Source organism: Alkalibacterium iburiense, assembly GCF_039521845.1.
GTDB lineage: Bacteria > Bacillota > Bacilli > Lactobacillales > Carnobacteriaceae_A > Alkalibacterium > Alkalibacterium iburiense.
Genome location: NZ_BAAACW010000072.1, coordinates 1 through 4,844 on the forward strand (window position 1 = coordinate 1; position 4,844 = coordinate 4,844).

Here is a 4,844-nt window from a genome sequence, read left to right on the forward strand (position 1 = left end):
CATAATAATCGGTACCAAGTCAATGACACCAAGGGTCAAAGGCTATTTTTTAACTGCAAAACTTGAGTTATAATAAGTGGAGTAATACATTTTTTCACCTCGTTTAAAATTTCAGTCTCTTTTTCTCTTGCCTCTATACTAACATACTAGTATGGTCAATTTTTATGTTACTATATATCTATCTATTATTTGAGGTGTTGAAACTATGAGTCCAAAAATCATTAATTTATTGAACCGTCTGATCACTTATTCAGTTTATGCTATATATCCTATTATATTTATCGCACTAATATGGAATCAAGATGAAAGAGCCTGGAGAGTCTTTCTGGCACCAGCCATATCCTTTATTTTAGTCAGTATTTTTAGAAACAAATTAAATGCTCCACGTCCTTATGAAGTGAACGATACAACGCCACTTATAAAAAAAGATACAAAAGGAAAATCATTTCCTAGTCGCCATGTATTCTCCGTTTTCGTTATAGCGTCTACTCTTTATTTTATTTCTCAACCTCTTGGAATCATCTTAATGTTAGCCGGAGTGATTCTTGCTTTTCTAAGAGTTATAGGAGGCGTTCACTTTCCAAGAGATGTCATAGCTGGGGCTGTTATTGGTATTTTATCAGGTGTTTTAGGTTTTTATCTATAATAAGTCTGACTGACTACTCTCTTTTTTAACGACCGTCTTGACTGAAAGCTCTCGGTATTATAATCGAGGGCTTTTAACTTTTATACAGAATGTAGCATTAAATTAACAAGTCTTTTATAATACGTATAGTAGCAGTCATTAGATATTGTTCACACTAATAGTGAAACCGATTACTCTATGATCACATCTAATTACTTTAAAAATGGGAGTGTTTTAATGGATTATCATGTATCGATAAACGGAAATGATCAAGCGAAAGGATCTAAAACTCAACCTTTCCGTACAATTTCTCGCGCGGCTGAACTGGCAGAAGCTGGTGATGTCGTTACTGTTCATGCCGGGATATATAGAGAGTGGGTTAATCCCGCAAATGGCGGAACAGAAGACAAAAGAATAACATACAAAGCAGCCGGCGACGGAGAAGTGGTCATTACTGGAGCAGAGCCAGTATCAGATTGGACATCCGAGGGCGATAATGTCTGGAGTACAGAGATATCCAATAATCTCTTTGCTGTGCGTAACCCATTTGAAGTTGAACTAAGTGGAGACTGGTTATTTGATGGAAACTTAACGGCGCACCTTGGCGAGGTCTATTTAAACCACAAATCCTTATATGAATGTGGAAGTATAGACGAAGTCCGTCAGCCCACACCTTGGTCGGAAGCTAAGTATCCAGAAGACTCTCTTTTAAAATGGTTTGCTGAAGTGAATGCTGAAACAACTAAGATTTGGGCAAACTTTGGTGATAAAGATCCACGAGAAGAAAATGTAGAAATTAGTGTTCGTCCGCATTGCTTCTGGCCTGAAAATACCGGAATCAGTTACATAACAGTGAGTGGATTCACACTCCGACAAACTTCTCCTCAATGGGCTGCCCCTACTGAATACCAGGAAGGACTCATCGGACCGCATTGGAGTAAAGGCTGGATTATTGAAAATAACGTGATTAGCGAATCCAAAAATGTTGGTATTAGTTTAGGTACTGAAAAAGGGACTGGCCACAGGGATAAGAAAAGGAAAGGCGGGACGCAGCGGGAGCAGGAAGTTATAATGAGAGCTTTGCGTTCAGGCTGGCATAAAGATAATGTCGGAAGTCATATCATTCGTGGCAATATCATACATGACTGCGAACAGGCAGGGATTGTCGGGCACATGGGAGCCGCTTTTAGTGAGATATCCGATAACACCATTTTCAATATTCATCACAAACGCCTGAGACATGGAGCTGAAGTGGGTGGCATAAAACTGCACGCTGCATTAGACACTCAAATTATTAAAAACAAAATCTATCGTTCGTATCGAGGACTCTGGTTGGACTGGCAAGCACAAGGCACACGTATGAGTCAAAATGTATTCTTTGATAATTTATCTGAAGATCTCTTTATGGAAGTCTGTCATGGTCCTTATCTAGTAGACCACAACATTTTCCTCTCTCCAATGAACTTCAGAAATATGGCTCAAGGAGGAGCATTTGTTCATAATTTATTTGCAGGACAATTTGTTGTACAGTCTGAACTCTCCCGTACAACTCCTTATCACTTCCCACATGAAACAGCGATGGCCGGTTACTCGAACATCACTGGTGGAGATGATAGATACTATAACAATATATTCCTAGGTGATGATACTACAAACAAAGAGCCTGTTCCAATCACTTTCTTTGAACATCTACCACTTAAAAACAGAGATGAATCGAAAGAGGGAGAAACAGCCGTCATGGATGGAGTGCCTGATGACGCCATCTGTTATCTGCACCCCGTTGGTTTAGGTGGGTACAATGACCACCCGAATGTTAAAGATAAGAAATGGTGGGAATATACGAAAGAAGAACTGGCTGAACTTGGTGACGCAGCAGATTCAATTATAAAAGGCAATGCTGTTCTTCCAGTCGCTATAGGTGGAAATGTTTACCTTAACGGTGCTGTTCCAAGCAGTCATGATCCGAATGCGTTTGTTAGTGAGGAAAAAGGGATGACTGTAGAAGTTGATTATAAAAATAGTCAGGTGCACGTTAAAGTTAATAATCCCCAACTGCTTCATGAAACATCTCAAACAATCGTAACAACGGATTTGCTAGGCAAGGCTTATCATGCTGATATGGCGTACGAACAACCCGATAACACACCCTATAAATTGAACTCAGACTTTTTCGAGTCTAAAAGAACAGATACATCGATTACACCTGGACCATTTGAAATGACTGAAAATGGGTCTGTAACTTTTACTATTTAAATAGGCATTAAGCTCCAATCACTCGAATGATTGGAGCTTTACTATTTTATCGTGTGTTTAATTATCCGTTGGTACAAAAGGGATGATCTTAGAGGCTAAAGTGCTAATTGGCATGGATTGAAGATGTACTTTGCCTGGACCTGTCAATTTCACTAAGAACGCTCCTTCTCCACCAAAAAGTATATTTTTAAACCCTTTAACAGTCTCAATTGAATAGTCAACACTCTCATCGAACATAAAAACATGTCCAGGATCCACTAAAAGACTTTCCCCATAAGTTAAATCATATTCTATTAATGTTCCATCGGCTTCTAAAAACAAGTCTCCTCTTCCAGAAAATTTTTGAGGTACAAATCCTTCCCCACCAAGCAAACCTGTCGAAAACCTTTTGGTTAAAGCTATTTCAAAATCAACCTCTTCTGTAGAGGCTAAATAAGCATTCTTCTGAGCTATAATCGTTTGTCCATTCATTTGAATAGGAATAATTTCTCCAGGTAAGGAAGATGCAAAAGCAATTTCCTGGTTATCCGAAACTGCCTTATATCTATTCTGAAACATCCCTTCCCCAGATACTGCCCTAGCAAAACCTTTAAATAACCCACCACGTGTTGATGTATCTAATTCAAAGCCCTGAGACATCCAAGACATATTACCTGAACTCGTTACAATCGTTTCGCCACGGTTCAACGTACATTTTAAAACGGGATAATTTCCTACTATTTCAAACTTCATTATAAAGTCTCCTTTTCATTCTTAAAGTAGTTATTTATTAGAAACTGCATGAGTGTGTCTGGTTTCTCTTTGACATACTCAGCTTTATCTCCAAATACCATTCCAGAAGGTGCCTCTGATGTATAAGGTTCCCATTCAGGCATATCCTCTCCATTAGAATCCACCCCATTTGGGTTTCCATTAGATATGAAATGCACCAGATAGTTGCTCATTTGCCGTGCTAAATCATAGTGCTTACCAACAAATGGTCTTGATGCTTTAGCCAGTGTTTCAAAGAAGAACCATAAATCAGAAGAATGAAATGTTCCTGGGTCATCCGAGCCAGGTATATCCGGATCAAAGGTATAGTAATACAAAGGAGTATGAGCACCGTTATTAGACTGAGCCTGACCAACGATACGTATCGCGTATTCAATCGTTCTAAAAGAGGCCTTCTGTTTAACCTCTTCTAGACTCCCGGATTCACTCTTGCACAGTTCTATAAATTCTTCTGCATCAGAGCCGAATCGTTCTTTTGCCATCGCTTCAAACTCTTCCATACTAGAAACATCGGGTACACTATAGAACTCGTCAGACGTATGTCCAAGCATAACCGGCACTTTCAATCGTTTGTTATCAATAAAATGTTGAAAAGGATCCCCCATAACATAGTGTTGATCAATAACGGGGCCCCAATATGCTCCGTACTCTAAAGTTTTTAATCGTAATGTTTCCCCATCAAGTTGGCGTGCTTCTTCTAAAGAAGATACTCCAAGGAAATCAAAAAATTTTACTCCCTCTTCTTCGACTTGAGGAAGGGTTTTTCCACTTCCAGGTATACGTTGATTGGTGTACACGCTCGCAAATATACCGCTAAGTACAACAGCATTATTAAATAGACCTTCATTTTTGGGAGCTGTTAAATGGTGCATTACACTTCCGCCACCAGCTGACTGCCCTCCGATTGTTATGTTATCAGGATCCCCGCCAAAGGCAGCTATATTCCGTTTAACCCATTCTATACCAGCTCTCTGGTCCAATAACCCAAAGTTTGTCGGTGTATCCGGTGCTTCGGCAGTTATTTCAGGATGAGCTAAAAAGCCAAATGTGTTCAATCGATAATTAATTGTTACTATCACTGCGCCTCTTCGGGCTAAACGTTCTCCATCAAATTCCATTTCTGAAGTATAACCCACTTGAAACGCTCCACCAAATATCCATACAAAAACGGGTAACTTCTCATCCGTACTAGAAG

Annotated in this window: 4 protein-coding genes; 2 read left to right on the forward strand and 2 right to left on the reverse strand. The window is 39.4% G+C overall.

Annotated elements, in window-relative coordinates; translation table 11 throughout:
- Nucleotides 1–205 precede the first annotated feature (205 nt).
- Complete coding sequence (locus ABDZ53_RS06300) at nucleotides 206–646, forward strand: phosphatase PAP2 family protein (protein ID WP_343754800.1); 441 nt, start codon at nucleotides 206–208, stop codon at nucleotides 644–646.
- Nucleotides 647–862: 216 nt separating this feature from the next.
- Complete coding sequence (locus ABDZ53_RS06305; RefSeq protein ID WP_343754801.1) at nucleotides 863–2,878, forward strand: right-handed parallel beta-helix repeat-containing protein; 2,016 nt, start codon at nucleotides 863–865, stop codon at nucleotides 2,876–2,878.
- A 57-nt stretch (nucleotides 2,879–2,935) separates the two neighbouring features.
- Here ABDZ53_RS06305 and ABDZ53_RS06310 read toward each other — a convergent pair whose 3' ends face one another.
- Nucleotides 2,936–3,610 carry a TIGR00266 family protein gene (locus ABDZ53_RS06310; RefSeq protein ID WP_343754802.1) on the reverse strand — a complete coding sequence of 225 codons (675 nt, stop codon included), beginning with the start codon at nucleotides 3,608–3,610 and terminating at the stop codon, nucleotides 2,936–2,938.
- Nucleotides 3,610–4,844, reverse strand: a 1,235-nt coding sequence (locus ABDZ53_RS06315; protein ID WP_343754803.1) for a carboxylesterase/lipase family protein, incomplete at its 5' end; no start/stop codon positions are given. The genes ABDZ53_RS06310 and ABDZ53_RS06315, both read right to left, overlap by 1 nt.

Excerpts from the sequence above, each read along its gene's own strand:
- ABDZ53_RS06300 (WP_343754800.1), top strand. The coding sequence starts at position 206 with ATGAGTCCAAAAATCATTAATTTATTGAACCGTCTGATCACTTATTCA.
- ABDZ53_RS06305 (WP_343754801.1), top strand. The coding sequence starts at position 863 with ATGGATTATCATGTATCGATAAACGGAAATGATCAAGCGAAAGGATCT.
- ABDZ53_RS06310 (WP_343754802.1), bottom strand. The coding sequence starts at position 3,610 with ATGAAGTTTGAAATAGTAGGAAATTATCCCGTTTTAAAATGTACGTTG.